General features: G+C 54.9%; 1 protein-coding gene and 2 pseudogenes. All 3 read right to left on the bottom strand.

Annotated features, from left to right (window positions below; all coding sequences use genetic code 11):
- Positions 1–126 (bottom strand): helix-turn-helix domain-containing protein (locus tag GKC28_RS26660; protein ID WP_368041152.1); only part of this gene is annotated, 126 nt, incomplete at its 3' end.
- A 97-nt stretch (positions 127–223) separates the two neighbouring features.
- Positions 224–616: pseudogene (locus GKC28_RS26085) on the bottom strand (helix-turn-helix domain-containing protein); the annotation flags it as partial.
- Between the two features lie 119 nt (positions 617–735).
- A pseudogene (locus GKC28_RS26080) lies at positions 736–956 on the bottom strand (IS30 family transposase); the annotation flags it as partial.

Here is a 956-nt window from a genome sequence, read left to right as displayed (position 1 = left end):
CTCATCCTTCAGATACTTCTTGATCGTGTTCCGCGATAATCCCGTCGCCCGCGCAACAGACCGGATGCTGCGTCCCTCAACCAATACCCATCGTCGGATCTTCGACACGCTTTCCATCAGTAACACCTGCTCTTTCCTCCGCACTTTTAGTGCGGATGTTAACGAAAACAGGTGGGTCAATTTTACTCGCTCATAACCCACCAAAGTGGGTCAATTTTGCACGCCGATTCACAGTCCGGCGCTGTTTGCGGGACAGCCAGATGCCGTCTTCAATCATCCATTTGCGCAGCGTCTCACGGGACACCTTGAACCCGTGGTGTTCCGCCAGCTTTTCCGCGGCCAGCGTCGGCCCGAAATCCACATAGTTTTCTTTTATCAACGCCAAGGCATAGTCGCGCTTCGCCTTGTGAATCCGGTTGTTCGGCGGTTTGCCACGCGCCTTGTGCCGGACCGCCGCCGCACCATCCAATCGATATCGCTTCAGCAGTCTGAATACCTGGCGCCGCGTCAGATCCAAAAGGTTCGCCGCGTTGTCTACCGTCAGCCGGCCATCATCGGCCTGCGCCAGAACTTCCACACGATTCAGCTCGCGCTCGCTCATCATCACCCATCCCATGCCCGATCTCTCTGCCTGTTATCATTGCAGGCGAGAGTGACACTTCTGAATTGCTCATGGGTGACAGTTTAGCTTTGCGCTGTGAACTCACGCTGAAGCGCAACTTCTGATATGTCGTTTTATTCCAAACGGTTCTGGATTTCCATCAGCTTGCTTTCGAAGACTTCTGCTGGTGTCTTGTAGCCGAGGCACTTGCGCGGGGTGGAATTGAGGCGGTGGCAAACCGACCTTAAATATCGGTTTGTCAGCACCGTCGGCTCGGTCGAGCGAGGCAGGTATTTTCTCAGCCTGTTGTTGGTGTTCTCGACGGTGCCTTTCTGCCTGCCTTTCTGCCACGGAG

This window comes from Leisingera sp. ANG59 (genome assembly GCF_013317235.1).
Classification (GTDB): domain Bacteria; phylum Pseudomonadota; class Alphaproteobacteria; order Rhodobacterales; family Rhodobacteraceae; genus Leisingera.
This window is presented reverse-complemented; position numbering and strand designations above follow the sequence as displayed.